This is a genomic window from Brevundimonas sp. C43 (assembly GCF_030732185.1).
GTDB lineage: Bacteria > Pseudomonadota > Alphaproteobacteria > Caulobacterales > Caulobacteraceae > Brevundimonas > Brevundimonas diminuta_C.
This window is the reverse complement of the sequence record NZ_CP132231.1, coordinates 384,135-398,483: the sequence shown is the minus strand read 5'-3', so window position 1 is coordinate 398,483 and position 14,349 is coordinate 384,135. Positions and strand designations below refer to the sequence as shown.

Annotated in this window: 12 protein-coding genes; 2 read left to right on the top strand and 10 right to left on the bottom strand. The window is 66.1% G+C overall.

Annotated elements, in window-relative coordinates; translation table 11 throughout:
- Positions 1-19 precede the first annotated feature (19 nt).
- The 9 genes from Q9R14_RS02080 to Q9R14_RS02040 all read right to left on the bottom strand — a co-directional run bounded on the left by Q9R14_RS02080 (position 20) and on the right by Q9R14_RS02040 (position 10,069).
- Entirely contained in the window at positions 20-1,552 is a 1,533-nt protein-coding gene (locus tag Q9R14_RS02080) for a phospholipase D-like domain-containing protein (protein ID WP_306003311.1), read from the bottom strand.
- A 109-nt stretch (positions 1,553-1,661) separates the two neighbouring features.
- Complete coding sequence (locus Q9R14_RS02075) at positions 1,662-1,925, bottom strand: hypothetical protein (RefSeq protein ID WP_306003310.1); 264 nt, start codon at positions 1,923-1,925, stop codon at positions 1,662-1,664.
- Between the two features lie 357 nt (positions 1,926-2,282).
- A complete protein-coding gene (locus tag Q9R14_RS02070; RefSeq protein ID WP_306003309.1) occupies positions 2,283-3,800 on the bottom strand; it encodes an aldehyde dehydrogenase family protein in 1,518 nt (505 codons plus the stop codon).
- 137 nt (positions 3,801-3,937) lie between these two features.
- On the bottom strand, positions 3,938-4,909 hold the full coding sequence (locus Q9R14_RS02065) for a GAF domain-containing protein (protein WP_306003308.1): 972 nt from the start codon (positions 4,907-4,909) through the stop codon (positions 3,938-3,940).
- An 89-nt stretch (positions 4,910-4,998) separates the two neighbouring features.
- On the bottom strand, positions 4,999-5,655 hold the full coding sequence (locus tag Q9R14_RS02060) for an OmpW family protein (protein WP_306003307.1): 657 nt from the start codon (positions 5,653-5,655) through the stop codon (positions 4,999-5,001).
- Between the two features lie 128 nt (positions 5,656-5,783).
- Positions 5,784-7,160, bottom strand: coding sequence for an oxygen-independent coproporphyrinogen III oxidase (gene hemN / locus Q9R14_RS02055; RefSeq protein WP_306003306.1), 1,377 nt, complete (start codon positions 7,158-7,160; stop codon positions 5,784-5,786).
- Complete coding sequence (gene cydX, locus Q9R14_RS02050; protein WP_017504187.1) at positions 7,147-7,296, bottom strand: cytochrome bd-I oxidase subunit CydX; 150 nt, start codon at positions 7,294-7,296, stop codon at positions 7,147-7,149. The genes hemN and cydX overlap by 14 nt, the downstream gene beginning before the upstream one ends.
- 19 nt (positions 7,297-7,315) lie before the next feature.
- Positions 7,316-8,464, bottom strand: a complete 1,149-nt coding sequence (cydB, locus tag Q9R14_RS02045) for a cytochrome d ubiquinol oxidase subunit II (RefSeq protein WP_306003305.1) — start codon at positions 8,462-8,464, stop codon at positions 7,316-7,318.
- Positions 8,465-8,488: 24 nt separating this feature from the next.
- A complete protein-coding gene (locus Q9R14_RS02040; protein ID WP_306004106.1) occupies positions 8,489-10,069 on the bottom strand; it encodes a cytochrome ubiquinol oxidase subunit I in 1,581 nt (526 codons plus the stop codon).
- 196 nt (positions 10,070-10,265) lie between these two features.
- Between Q9R14_RS02040 and cydD the strand changes: the two genes are divergently transcribed.
- Positions 10,266-11,870: a thiol reductant ABC exporter subunit CydD gene (gene cydD, locus Q9R14_RS02035; protein WP_306003304.1), complete on the top strand. Its 1,605-nt coding sequence runs from the start codon at positions 10,266-10,268 to the stop codon at positions 11,868-11,870.
- Positions 11,867-13,513 (top strand): amino acid ABC transporter ATP-binding/permease protein, encoded by a 1,647-nt coding sequence (locus Q9R14_RS02030; RefSeq protein WP_306003303.1) that lies wholly within the window; start codon positions 11,867-11,869, stop codon positions 13,511-13,513. The genes cydD and Q9R14_RS02030 overlap by 4 nt, the downstream gene beginning before the upstream one ends.
- Here Q9R14_RS02030 and Q9R14_RS02025 read toward each other — a convergent pair.
- Positions 13,510-14,124, bottom strand: coding sequence for a helix-turn-helix domain-containing protein (locus Q9R14_RS02025; protein WP_306003302.1), 615 nt, complete (start codon positions 14,122-14,124; stop codon positions 13,510-13,512). The genes Q9R14_RS02030 and Q9R14_RS02025 overlap by 4 nt on opposite strands.
- Between the last annotated feature and the right edge of the window lie 225 nt (positions 14,125-14,349).

The window sequence follows — 14,349 nt, the reverse complement described above, 5'->3', positions numbered from 1 at the left end:
CAATCGTCAGCGCGGAGGGTTAGTCCTGACCGTTGCCCGGTTCGATGGGACCGCCCACCGGCACTTCCGGGGCCGGAATGTCTGCGCGGACCAGCCGATGCGCCGCCGCCGCAAGTTTGTGTCGCATCTGCGCCGGTCGGCGCCACGGTCGCAGGCTGTCGGCAGCCGAGATTGGATCGCCCAGGTGGTGTTCGGCGACGAACCGGGAGAAGGCGCCGTGATGGCGTGATCGGAGCGGACGCAGACGGTCCAATCCTTCGTCGCGCAGATGTTCGATGGCCGCGCTGACGCCGCCATAGGTCGTGACGGCCTGGCTAACACGCATCTTCTCGCACCCCAGCCAGTGCGCAATCAGCCGATCACGAAATACGCCGACGCAGGCCCCTCCCGCCGCTTCGGGGTCCGATCCCGCATCCAGGATCAGGTCGCATTCACTATCGAAGCCCTGCGACCGGTTGTTGACGTTGCTGGACCCGATACGCACGAAACGGTTGTCGACGACGGCAAGCTTGGCGTGGACGATGATGATCCGGCCATTGCGCGTGACAGGGCTGTAGGCGCTGAACCGCCCATGCCGATCGGCGTCTTCTAGCCGTTTGAGAAAGGCCGAGCGCGTCTTGTCCATGGTCATTTGATCGAACCAGCTCGGCGAATGCTGGGTCGACACCAAGATCACCTCCGGACCGTCGGCTTCATCAAGCCGCTGAGCGATAGCCTCTGCGACGATGGGCGAGGTGAAATACTGGTTCTCAATGTAGAGGGCCGTCTTGGCCGCAGCGATCGCGGCCAATGTGGCCGCCTCGCCCTGCCGCAACTCCGGAAAATCTTTCCACGGGGCCTGACTTCGAGACACGCCAATCTCAATGTTTTCCAGATCGGGCTTCACAGCGTCCGGCCAGACGTCGCAAACGGTTTCAGCCCAGGCGGCAAGCAGCTCTCCCGTCGCTCTCGCCCATCGTTCGCGGAAAAGGTCACCCAGAGAGGCCGCCGCAGGACCATCGACCATCGCCATGACCTCATGGCGGCAATCGTAGCAGGGCGTTCCCTTCTCGGTTTTCCCCCGACGCGGGTCGGGGTGGAGATGTTCGGGGCTATCCCATCGGTCGGGACCGATGTCGCAACTGCCGCAGAAGGCCACGGCGTCATCCACGATGATGACCTTCTGGTGGTGGGAAGCGCCTGGCGGCAAGGTTCCGTCCAGACGGAAATCGACGCGCGTGTCGGCGAAGAAGCGACGGCTGCGCCAGGGAAAGAAGCGCTGCGTGGCCGCAACGGCTAGGGGCGACTTCCAGCACAGGATCCGGATTTCCAAATCTGGCTGGGCTTGCGACAGCTCTTTGAGGAAGCGGCCGATTGTTTGCGGACCAGAGCCGTCCGCTGGCTTGTGATCAAGGACGGTGTCGGGATCAAAGGCCCAGTTCAGGAAGTGGATGGTCCGACTCGCCTGGCTCATCGCCGCCTTTGCGGCCGCCAGATAGGGCTCCATGTCCACCAACAGCGCGGCGCGGGGCGCGACTTCGGCACGCCAGCAGGTGGTTCCGACTTCCAGCATGTCCGTTTCTCCCGACCAAAATCGCCCGGTGAGCCGGTCGCACTGCTTACATCATATTGAAGATGTCGCGACGCCCCCGACAGACATCCGGAGCGTCGCGACGCTTCTCTTACTGGGTCCGGGCCGCAGCGTCAGCGGCCGCATCGGTTTTGCGCGCTGCGGTATCGGCGGCGGCATCGGCGTTAGCTGCCGCGTCCTTGGCTGCATCGGTGGTTGCGTCGGCGGCGGCGTCCGCATTCGCGGCTGTGTCACTAGCCGCCGAGGCGACCGTGTCGCCGGCGTTCTCCGCCGTAGCGGCGGCGTTTTGCTCGGTCCGCTCGGAGCAAGCCGACAAGGCCAAGGCGGCCGCGGCGGCGATATACAGCATACGCATGACGTGTTTCCTCTTGCTGACCCGGCGGCTGATCCGCCTTCGATTGCGGCGTCGTCAGGCTAGGGCGAAGGCCTGCCGATGGCGACATACATTTTCTGATCCGGCTTCGATGTGTCGAACGTCTGACGGCAGTTTCCCCAAACGTCTCAGGTAGGACGCCAAATATCGGCCTCGCGCCAAGAGCGGTCATTGCCTCAAAGCTCAAAAGCTGACGTCCAGCGGCTCGAAAACCGTCCCCTCTGCAGGCTGCTCACAGCAGCGCCACTTTGATCAGTTGCAGGCCCGTCCAGCTGAGCGGCTAATGATAGGAACCGTACGCAGGATGGCCAATCCTAGATCGGCCATCCTACGCCCAGCTCAGAAGAAGCCCAACTTGTCGGGGCTGTAGCTGACAAGAAGGTTCTTGGTCTGCTGATAGTGGTCCAGCATCATGCGGTGGTTTTCTCGACCGATGCCCGACTTCTTGTAGCCGCCGAAGGCCGCATGGGCCGGGTATTGGTGGTAGCAGTTGGTCCAGACGCGGCCCGCCTGGATGGCGCGACCGGCGCGGTAGGCGGTGTTCATGTCGCGTGACCAGACCCCGGCGCCTAGGCCGTATTCAGTGTCATTTGCGATTGCCATGGCCTCTTCGAAGGTCTTGAAAGTCGTCACCGCCAGGACCGGACCGAAGATTTCCTCCTGGAAAATCCGCATGTGGTTGGCGCCTTTGAACACGGTGGGCTTGATGTAATAGCCGCCGGCCAGATCGTCCTTGAGTGCCGCCTGATCGCCGCCGGTCAGAACCTCGGCGCCCTCCTCCTTGCCGAGCTTCAGATAGCCCAGGATCTTGTCGAGCTGCTGGGTCGAGGCCTGCGCCCCCACCATGGTCGCGGGGTCGAGAGGGTCGCCTTGGACGATGGACTCCACCCGGGCGATCGCCTTCTCGATGAAGGCCTCATAGATGTCTTCATCGATCAGAGCCCGACTGGGGCAGGTGCAGACCTCGCCCTGATTGAGCGCGAACATGGCGAAGCCTTCCAGCGCCTTGTCCAGATAGGCGTCGTCGTGATCCATCACGTCCTTGAAGAAGATGTTCGGCGACTTCCCGCCGAGCTCCAGCGTCACCGGGATCAGGTTCTGGGTCGCATAGCCCATGATCTTCTGACCGACGGCGGTCGAGCCGGTGAAGGCGATCTTCGCGATGCGAGGATTGGTGGCTAACGGCTCGCCCACCTCGCCACCCGTGCCGGAAACGATGTTCAGTACGCCGGCCGGCAGCAAATCCTGGATCAGTTCGATCACCACGAGGATAGACGCCGGGGTCTGCTCCGCCGGCTTCAGCACGATGCAGTTGCCCGCCGCCAGGGCCGGGGCGATTTTCCAGGCCGCCATCAGAATCGGGAAGTTCCAGGGGATGATCTGCCCCACCACGCCAAGCGGCTCATGGAAATGATAGGCGACCGTATCGTGGTCCAATTCCGAGATCCCGCCTTCCTGGGCCCGGATGCAGCCTGCGAAATAGCGGAAATGGTCGATCGCCAGGGGGATGTCGGCGGCCGTGGTCTCGCGCACTGGCTTGCCGTTGTCCCAGGTCTCCGCCTCTGCGACGGCTTGCAGATTGGCCTCGATCCGGTCGGCGATCTTGTTCAGGATGACGGCGCGTTCGGCGACGCTGGTTCGCCCCCAGGCCTCCTTCGCCGCGTGGGCGGCGTCCAGGGCCAGTTCGACGTCGGCCGCGTCCGATCGTGCAACCTCGCACAGGACCCGACCATTCACCGGCGAGGTGTTCTCGAAATAGCGGCCGTTAACGGGCGGGACCCACTGTCCGCCGATGAAGTTGTCGTAGCGCGCCTTGAATTTGGGGGTCGCGGCGCGAATGAATTCGGGCTTGGTCATGAAGGCCTCCTGCGTTGTCCTCTGGCGTCGATTGTCGACGTCGTTGGAGCAGAAGGTCGTCCGGCAGAGAGCATGACGCCAGACGACGCTGCCATGCTGCGGCGCACACCTGTCGCAGAACTGCGACAGATGGCTTGCTAAGGTGCGTTAGAGAGGCCGAGCCTGTGCAGCTTGCGGTGCAGGGTCGCGCGGCTGACCCCGAGAGCGCGCGCGGCCGCCGAGACATTGCCGCCGCTCAAGGCTAGCGCGCGACGCACCGCGCCGCGTTCGGCGTTCAGAAGATCGGCTTCTACTGCGCCGACGCCCAGAACCTCCGACGCCGCCAGCTGGTTCGCGATCCGGTCGTCGGTGATCGCGAGCGCGAGGCGTGCGGCGCGCGTCGCTCCGACCACCAGATCGTCCTGATCCACCGCCAGCAGGGCCGCCGTGTTTCGTCCGGCCGCATCGTCGGTCAGCACGATGCGCGCGTGGGGAAAAGCGTGCCGGAAGGTTTGCGCCTCGATCGCTCTCGCAGCGTCCGCCACCGCCGCCGCGATCAAGCCCAATACGCCCTGCGTCGCATCGGCCCGGCACGACGAGACATCCAACAAGCCCGCCAGCCGCCCTGTCGGTCCGTAGATGGGATGGCTGGTGCAACTCAGCGCCGTGTTACGGGTGTGAAAATGCTGATCGCGATGGATGGTCAGCGGCCGACGCTCGGCCAAAGCCGTGCCGATGCCGTTTGTACCCTCAACCGCCTCAGACCAGACCGCGCCGGGCCACAAGCCCCAGCGGCGGAAGATCTCATCATCCGCCGCTGCGCCTCGCCGTTCCAAGGTCACCCCTTCAGCGTTGGTGAGAAGAACACAGCATCCGGTATCGCCGACGGCCAGGAACAGGCGGTCAAGCGAGTCCTGAGCCGCCCTTGTCATCGGCTCTAGGGCGTCACGGGCTTCGCGCAACTCCTGGTCTGTCAGGGTGTTCGGCCGGCCTTCATCCTCGGGATCGAGCCCATAAAGCGACATCGATCGTCGCCATGACGCCGCCAGGGCCGAACGCGCCTCACCGCCGGCGGCGTCCAGCGCCTGTTTGATCAGCTTGCCGTGGCCGTTTCCCGTTTGCGCGACCATTGATTTTCCCTGGCGCTCTTTCGGAAAGAGAGCGCCGCATCGGCGTTCCAGTCAATGGGACAAAGGTCGCTGACCCGTGGAGGCTTCGGCTAGAACTTGCGGCTGACGCCCAACGACAAGACCCACGGATCGAGGTTCACGCTGGACTTCAGGGCGCCGTCGTTGATCTTGGCGTCGGTCTCGAACCAGACCTTCTTGACGTCAAGGTTCAGGCTCCAGGGCCCCTGAATGCCGACGTTCGCGCCCGCTTGAAGCGCGTAGCCGAAACCGTTGTCCAGATCGACGGTGAAGCCGTTCTTGTCCTTGCCGCTGTAGAACAGCATGTAGTTCACGCCCGCACCGACATAGGGGCTGAAGCTCCCTTGGCTCAGCGGGCGATACTGCAGCGTGACCACCGGCGGCAGGACCCAGGTCTCACGCACGGCCACGTCCGTTGCGCCGCCCTGCGCGCGGATTTCGTGCTGGGTCGTGCCCAGGATCGCCTCGACCGCGAAGTGATCGGTCAGGAAGTAGGTGAAGCCCAGGGTCGGCATGACGCTGTCGTCCACATTCACCTTCAGGCCCGTGTCCGCGCCCGACGCCGTGGCGATGGCGTCATCGGCCTGGGATGAGACGTCGGTGACGCGCCCGCTCACCAGGAAGTCGCCCTTCTTGGGGGTCTCCCAGGCGACGGATGTCTGAGCGAAGGCCGGCGCCGCGCAGGCGGTGAAGGCGGCAGCGGCAAGCAGCAGGGTCTTGGTCTTCATCTTCTGATTCCTGAGGCCTTGGCCGCCTCGTGCGGCCTTTGTCAGGCGTCTGAGCGGGGTGTGCGCCCCGGTGGACGCCTCAGCCTTGATCCAGCGCAAATCGTTCAGCGGGTGGACAATCTGTCCACTCACACCACCCGCGCATGCCTTTGCTGAAGAGCCGCCGCATTGGGATCGAAGGCGGCGCAAACCGCCCTGACGAAGGGGCGGCCCAGGTCGGTCACCGCCACCACCGTCCCGTCGATCCGCACCAGACCGTCGTCGACGATGCGCTCCAGCAGGGACCAGGCGCCGGCGACGTCCGACAGGTCTCGACCGCGACGCCGGACGATGGGCGCGATATCGACGACGAAGTCGCACATCAGCCGCTCGATGATCTCGCTGACGAACATGTCGCGTTCGGTCAGGGCGACGCCTCGAGCGACCGGCAGGTCGCCGGCCTCGACAGCGCGGCGCCAGTCGCGTTCCTGCGCTTGGTTCTGAATATATCCTCTGGGCGTGCGGCTGATCGACGAGGCGCCCAGGCCGATCAGCACCTCTGCGGCGTCGGTGGTGTAGCCTTGGAAGTTGCGACGCAGCCGTCCGGCCCGGTCCGCCGCGGCCAGCCCGTCGTGCGGCAGGGCGAAATGATCCAGTCCGATCGCCTGCCATCCCTTGCCGACCAGATAGCGCGCCGCCGCCTGGCTCTGAGCGAGGCGCGCTTCGCCGTCCGGCAGATCGGCGTCGTTGATCAACCGCTGATGCGGTTTCATCCACGGCACATGGGCATAGCCGAACAGGGCGATCCGCTCCGGCCTCAGCGTCGTGACCTGGCCCACGGTGGTGATGACGTTCTCGACGGCTTGAAGCGGCAGGCCGTACATCAGATCCAGGTTGAGGGAGGTCACGCCCTGCCCGCGCAAGGCTTCGGCCGCCCAGCGGATGGTCTCAAAACGTTCGGGCCGGTTGACCGCCGCCTGCACGCGCGGCGACAGGTCTTGCACCCCCAGACTGGCGCGGCTCAGGCCGATGTGGCCCGCCGCCTCGACCCACTCCTGCGTCAGGACTTCGGGGTCCAACTCGGCGGCGATCTCGAAACAGTCGCCCAGGTCGAACCGCGCGGACAGACCGGCGAATAGTCGTTCCAGATCGTCCGGCGACAGCATGTTCGGGGTGCCGCCGCCCAGATGGATCGAGCCGACACGGACCGGCCGGCCGATCCGGGCCAGGACCAAATCCGCCTCACGCAATAGCAGATCGATATAGCTGGAAATGACGCACGCCCGGTTCACCGCCCGGGTGTTGCAGCCGCAGTACCAGCACAGCCGCTTGCAGAACGGCAGGTGGAGATACAGCGAGACCGGCCGATCGGAGGGCAGGCGCCCCAGCCAATCGGCCCATTCGCCGGGTCCGACGGCGGGCGTGAACTGTGCCGCCGTCGGATAGGAGGTATAGCGCGGCGCATTGGCGTCATAGCGCGCGATCAGGTCGCGAACGGACGCGCGCGAGGGGCTAGAGGGGGACATCGCCCTCTTTCGATGCGTCGGGCGTGGACAGGCCGGCGTCGCCTTCGTCAAAGAGATGGAACTCGTGCCACAGGCCGTTCAGCACGCCGAAGCCGACGGCCAGGCCAAGCCCCAGGATCCAGGAAAAATACCACATGGTTCTGTGCTCCTAAGGGTCAGTACAGGTCGGGATTGGTCTTGAGTGCAGCGGTCGAGGTCCGGCCCCAAAGCACGCGATAGACCCAGGCGGTGTAGAGCAGCACCAGAGGCAGGAAGATCAGCGTGCAAATCAGCATGATGAATAGGGTCAGATGGCTGGATGACGCGTTCCAAACTGTCAGGCTGGACTGCGGATTGACCGAGCTGGGCAGGATGAAGGGGAACATCGACAGGCCGACGGTGGAAATGATGCCTACGGCCGACAGGGACGATCCGCCGAACGCCAGCGTCGCGGACCGCCGCCACATCCCGACCAGACCGACCAGCGCGCCCAGGAAGCCCAAGGCCGGTGCGATCAGCATCCACGGATAGCGGCCATAGTTGTCCAGCCAGGCGCCGGGCGCGGCTTGGACCGTCGTTCGCAGCGGGTTGGAAAAGCCGTTGACGTCCAGCGCGCCGGTGATCCGGTAGCCCAGGCCGCCGTAAGCGACATACAGTCCGCCGACCGCGAACAGAATTAGGGCCAACACAGCGGCGACCGTGCCGAACAGGCGCGCCCGCTCCATAACAGGGCCGGGCTCCGCCTTGACCGACAGCCAGGCCGCGCCGTGCAGTACTAGCATGGCCACCGACAACAGGCCGGCGATCAGGCTGAAAGGGGTGAACAGGCCGAGCGGCGTGCCGTCGTAGAAGGACCGCAGATCGCCATCCAGATGGAAGGGCGCGCCCAAAAGGACGTTCCCCACCGCCACCCCGAACACCAGGGCCGGGACGAAACCGCCGATGAACAGGCACCAGTCCCAGAACGACCGCCACTTCGGCGACGCCCGCTTCGAGCGATATTTGAACGACACCGGCCGCAGGATCAGCGCGGACAGCACCAGGAACATGGCCAGGTAGAAGCCCGAGAAGCTGACGGCGTAGACGAACGGCCAGGCGGCGAAGATGGCGCCGCCGCCCAGGATGAACCACACCTGGTTGCCTTCCCAAGTGGCGCCGACGGTGTTGATCACCATGCGGCGCTCCTCGTCGGTCTTGGCGACGAAGGGCAGAAGGGCGCCGACACCCAGGTCGAAACCGTCGGTCAGGGCGAAGGCGATAAGAAGCACGCCCAGCAGCCCCCACCAGATCAGGCGAAGCGTGGCGAAGTCGAGGGGAAGATCCATTGTCGGATGTCCTAAGGTCTTGGGTCAGGCCACGGCGGGCGCGGGAACGCGCTCGGTCGGCGCTTCGGGGCTGGGTTCGCCAAACATCTCCTGTTCGTGGAACGGCCCCTTCTTGATGGCGAACAGCATCAGCCGCACCTCGACCACCGCCAGAGCGCCATACAGGAGGGTGAAGCCGATAATCGTGGCCCATAGCTGCGGCACGGTCAGGGACGAGGCGCCCAGGAAGGTGGGCAGCACGCCCTCCACCGCCCAGGGCTGGCGACCGAACTCGGCCAGGATCCACCCGAACTCGATGGCGATCCACGGCAGCGGAATGGCCAGGACGGCCAGGCGCAGGAACCACTTCGTCTGATGCTTGCGCAGAGTGCACAGCACGAAGGCCGTGCCGAACATGGCGATCATGAACATCCCGACGCCCGCCATGATGCGGAAACTCCAGAACAGGGCCGGCACGTTCGGCACCGTCTCCCACGCCGTCTGCTTGATCAGTTCGGGCGAGGCCAGGCGCGGATCGGCGACGTGGCGCTTCAGCAGCAGGCCATAACCGAGGTCGCGGCGATGGGTCTCGAACACGCCGCGCGCGACAAGATCGGCTTGGTTCGCCTTGACCTTCTCAAGCGCGTCGTAGGCGATGACACCGGATTCGATGCGGTCCTCGGCCGTGGCGACCAGTTCGAAGATGCCTTCGACCGGCTTGTCGATGGTGCGGGTGGCGATCAGCCCCATGATCCACGGCACGTGGACGCCGTAATGGGTCTCGCGATCCTTCATCGACGGAATGCCGATCAGGGTCAGACCCGCCGGCGCGGGTTCGGTGCGCCACATGGCCTCCAGCGCGGCCAGCTTCATTTTCTGGTTATCGGTCAGGGCGTAGCCGGACTGGTCCCCCAGCACGACGACCGACAAGGACGAGGCCAGGCCGAAGGCCGCCGCCACCGTCATCGATCGCTTGGCGAAGCCGACGTGCTTGCCGCGCAGCAGATAGAAGGCCGAGACGCCCAGCACGAAGACCGAGGCGCAGACATAGCCGGCCGAAACGGTGTGGACGAACTTGGCCTGGGCCACCGGGTTGAACACCACGGCCATGAAGTCCGTGACCTCCATCCGCATGGTGTCGGGATTGAAGGCGGCGCCGACCGGGTTCTGCATCCAGCCGTTGGCGATCAGGATCCACAGAGCCGACAGATTGGTGCCCAGCGCGACCATGAAGGTGACGAACAGATGGGCGTGCGGCTTCAGCTTGTCCCAGCCGAAAAACATCAGTCCGACGAAGGTCGCCTCCAGGAAGAAGGCCATCAGCCCTTCGATGGCCAGCGGCGCGCCGAAGATGTCGCCGACATAGTGGCTGTAGTAGCTCCAGTTCATGCCGAACTGGAACTCCATGGTGATACCGGTCGCGACGCCCAGCACGAAGTTGATGCCGAAGCAGACGCCCCAGAACCGAGTGATCGTCCGCCAGATGGGTCGGCGGGTCATCACATAGATCGACTCCATGATGACCAGCATGAACGACAGCCCCAGCGTCAGGGGCACGAACAGGAAGTGGTAAAGGGCCGTCAGCGCAAACTGCAGCCGGGACAGGTCGACGACCGCGAGGTCGATCATGGCGTTGCTCCGAGGAATCGGTCTGCTGGACCGACGTTTCGTCGGCCGTAGGCGGTGCGCGGGACGCCCGCCTTGATCTCGATCAAAGCGGCGGCGAACGCCCGGCCCTATTGGACGCTTGGTCCTTGGACATTTCGTCCAACGACGTTTCGCCCAGTGGCGCGCGGCCTGCGCCGAGCGCTGGAGTCCGCTGATGAGCGCCGTGCCAATCGTCCCTGTCTCTGCGGCCGCCTGGCTAAATCAGATCGGTCGTCCATGGAGGCGACTGGCTCTGCTGACCGGCGTCCTGACCATTGCGGACGTCGCGCCTGCGATCGGCTTCGCGGCGGGGCTGGCTTTGACGATCTCAAGCCTGACCGTATCGCCGGCCGCCGCCGCGCCGTGGCTGGCCCTGGCTGTGTTCAGTCTGATCGCGCGCGGCCTGATCGGCCAGGCCGCCGTGATCGTCGGCGCGAAGCAGGGTCGGGCGGTAAAGACCGACGTCCGAGGCCGCCTGCTGTCAGACCTGTTCGGGCGAGGACGGCGATCCAGCGCGCAGATGACGGCCCTGGTAGAGGGGGTCGGCGCGCTGGACGGCTACTATTCGCGGTTTGCGCCCTTGCGCCTCGCCGCCGGAGTGTCGCCGCTGCTGATCATCGCCGCCGCCGCGATCGCCAGTCCGGTGTCGGCGGGCATCCTGCTGTTCACCCTGTTTCCCTTCATCGTCGGCATGGCCCTGGCGGGCACGGCTGCGGCGGGCGAAAGCCGTCGTCAGTTTCAGGCGCTTGAGCGGCTGTCCGGCCTGTTCATCGACCGTATCCGCACCCTGCCCGCCATCCTCGCCTTCGACGCCGTTAGCCGCACAACGGTGCAGATCTCCCAGGCCTCGGACGAGTTGGAGCGTCGCACCGCCCGCGTCATGCGCATCGCCTTCCTGTCGTCGGGCGTGCTGGAGTTCTTCTCGGCTCTGTCGGTTGCGCTGATCGCCGTCTATTGCGGCTTCAACCTGTTGCGGCTGCTGCCCTTCCCGGTTCCCGAGACCCTGAACCTTTCGCGCGCCTTCTTCGTTCTGGCCCTGGCGCCCGAAGTCTATACGCCGCTGCGCCGCCTGGCGGCCGCCTATCATGATCGCCAGGCCGCCGAGGCCGCAGCCCCATCCCTGATCATGCCAGACCCGCGCCCGGCCCAGCGCACGCGCATCGGCGACCTGGCGCCCGCCATCCATTTTCGCGATGTCGCCATCGCTTATGAAGGCTCAGCGCTGGTCATCGACGGGTTCGACCTCGACATCGCGCCGGGCCAGATCGTGGCCCTGATGGGCGCCAGCGGCGTGGGCAAGTCCAGCCTCCTGCATCTGCTGCTCGGCCTCGCGCCCCTGACGCGCGGCGAGGTCGAGGTGGGCGGCGCGCGGCTCAGCCAGTGCGGCGACATCGCCGGGCGGGTCGCCTGGGCCAGCCAGCACCCGATCGTGACGCCTGGGACCCTGGGCGAGAACATCGCCCTGGCGGATCGCACCGCCTGCCCCGGCCGCATCATTATGGCGGCGCGCACGGCCGGCCTGTCCGGCAATCTCGATCGCCCCATCGACGAGCGCGGCGGCGGACTGTCGGGCGGCGAGCGACGTCGCCTGGGCCTGGCCCGCGCCATCTTGAAGCGGGCGCCGCTGCTGGTGCTGGACGAGCCGACCGCCAATCTGGATCCAGCCTCGGAACGCGCCATGCTCGACGTCATCCGTCAGGCCGCGCGCGGGCGCACCACCCTGATCGCCACCCACTCCCCAGCCGTCGCCACTCTGGCCGACCGCGTGGTGACGCTATGAGAGTCCCGTCACGCATCGCCGGCCTTATCGCCACCCAGTCTCAGGCCCAGCGCGCCCGGCTTCGGCTCGCTGCGGCCGGCGGCGCTGTCGTCTCGGTGGCGGCCGTCTGTCTGTTGGGGCTGTCGGGCTGGTTCATCACGGGCGCGGCCTTTGCGGGCCTGGCGGGCGCGGCGGCCGCCCAGAGCTTAAACTACATGATGCCCAGCGCCATCATCCGCCTTCTGGCCATCGTCCGCACCGGCGGGCGCTATGTTGAGCGCGTCACGGGCCATGAGGCTGCCCTGAAGGCGCTGGCCCGCCTGCGCCCACAGTTGTTCGACGCCATCGCCACAGGCTCGGCCGAGCGCGCTCTGAACCTGTCGTCCGGCGAGGTCTCGGCCCGGCTGGTTCAGGACGTGGATGCGGTTCAGACCCTCTTCGTGCGGCGCTCAGCGCTCTGGAGCCTGGGCGCCGGCGCCGTTTCCGCCGTGCTGCTGGCCGGCCTCGCCTCCCCTTTCGCCGGCGCGGCCTTGCTCTTCGCCATGGTCGCAGCCGTCGTGGGCGGCGTTCTGATCGCCCGCCGCCTCGCCGATCCGGCCGGCCGAGCAGTCCAGATCGGCGCCGGCGCGCTGAAGGATCGCCTCGCCGCGCTGGAGGCCGCCGCGCCCGAGCTGAAGGCCTACGGTCTGGACGACTGGGCGTGCGCGCAGATCGCGCTGGTCGCTGCCGATCATGACACGGCGCAAATCGCCCTGACCCGGTCGGGCGGCTGGATGGCCGTGTGGCAGGCTGCGGCGAGCGCCCTCGCGGTCGGCGTCGTCATCCCCGCCGCATCCTCAGCCGACCTGCCGCTGATCGCGCTCGCAGCCCTGGCGGCGGTGATGGGTGTCGAATCCGCCGGCGGGCTGGTCGTTGCCCTGCACCAGAACGGCGCCGCCGCCCAGGCCCTATCTCGCCTAGACGCCGCCATGCCCACGGCGTCCCCTCGTCACGGCCGACCGCTCCGCGGCGCGGCGCTCGGTCTTGCTAACCTTGGCGCCGAGTTGACGCCGCCCTGTCGCCTCGGCGTCTTCGGCCCATCGGGCGCTGGCAAGACGACGCTGATCGAACGCCTGATCGGGTTGCGAACGCCCCAGACCGGAGAGATGCGGCTCGGTGGATTGGACGCCGTCGACATCGCGCCGGAAGATCGGCGCCGGCTGTTCGCCTATGCGGCCCAGGACGTCCGACTGCTGAACGGATCCGTGCGCCAGAACCTGTTGCTTGCAGGACCTGCCGACGATGCGGCCCTGTGGGCGGCGCTGGACGACGCCGCGCTGGGCGACCGAATTCGCGCCGAACCGCTGGGCCTGGATACCGCCGTCGGACCGAACGGCGAGCAGCTATCCGGCGGAGAACGACGGCGTCTTGGCTTGGCGCGCGCCTATCTGCGCGATGCGCCCTGGCTGGTACTGGACGAACCGACGGAAGGCCTGGACGCCGCGACGGAGGCCCAGGTCATGGACCGCCTTCAGAACCGCCTGTCCGCGCGGGGGCAAGGCCTGATCTTGGTCAGCCACCGGGCGTTGCCGATGGCGCTCTGCAACCGCTCCATCCGGGTCGAAGGGCTGGACAGCGACAGACATCTTCGTCTGACCTGCCCCCCGGATGACATGGCCGCCTAGGATGCGCCGTTCGCCATGTCTTTCAAGCGGTCAGGGCGCTCGATTCGCAAGTCGTGCAGGGAAACGGCATGGATGACGCCGCTGGTCTTCAACTTGGTCAGCTCGCGACTGACGGTCTCGATCGTCAGTCCGAGATAGTCCGCGATCTCGGATCGGGTCATCGGCAGTCGCACGGCGTTGTCGCCAGCGGGGCGTAAGGGATCGCGCGAAAGCATCGTCACCAGAAAGCTGGCCACGCGTTCACGCGCGGTCTTGCGACCAAGCAGCAGCATCTGATCCTGCGCCGCCGTCAGCTCATGCATCGCCCGGCTCAGCAAGGCCGCTTCCAGACTGGGCCGCTCTCGCGCCAGGGCCCGATATTCCGAGGCCCGGAAGCGACATACGGTCGTGTCCTCGATCGCCTCAGCAGAGAAGGCGTAGGTCGCCCCCGCCGTCAGTCCAATGAAATCCCCGGCGAACAGGAAACCAGTGATCTGGCGGCGACCATCGGGCAGCAGCTTGTAAGTCCGGACCGCGCCCGATGTGATGTTGAAGACGTTCACGACCGATTCGGCCTCATTGGCCAGGACGTCGCCGCCCGCCAGCGTCACGCGTTCTGCGATTGAATCCAATCGCCCAAGATCGACCTCCGACAACGCGTCGCAGACGCTGAACGCGCGCGCGCCACAGCCTGAGCAGGCTGAACTCGTGGGCCGGTCGGCACAGGCCGTCAGCATCGCGCGGACTTTTAACATGCTCGCCTTCTATCACCCCTTAAGCACGCGCGAAGCAGTCTATTTCCGACGTACGAACTGAGAGTGCTTCAGCATTTGCATCACTCAAAGAGGAACAGCGAC